Source organism: Parvimonas sp. D2 (assembly GCF_035282635.1).
Taxonomy (GTDB): domain Bacteria; phylum Bacillota; class Clostridia; order Tissierellales; family Peptoniphilaceae; genus Parvimonas.
The window spans coordinates 1-234 of record NZ_JAYKBO010000114.1; the positions used below are offsets into that span (position 1 = coordinate 1).

Genomic DNA, 234 nt, shown 5'->3' on the forward strand with positions numbered 1-234 from the left:
TCTCTCTCCCGGAACAAATACTATAATAGGTTCTCCTGCAACAATCAAATCTATCGCCTTAATACATTTTGAAGCCTCGTGTTTTAAAAAGTTTGCAACATCTTCTATTGTCTTGCAATTTGGAGTATAAACCAATTCAAGTTCATTTTCATCTCCACTTTCGTCAACTTTGTAAATAACTTCTGCTTTTTCATCTGTAGAAGCATATCCGCTTTCATCACAGTAGCAGATAAC

The 234-nt window shown here is 35.0% G+C and carries 1 pseudogene; it reads right to left on the reverse strand.

Features of this window, described 5'->3' with window-relative positions:
• Positions 1–234, reverse strand: a pseudogene (locus tag VJI77_RS07770) (proline--tRNA ligase); the annotation flags it as partial.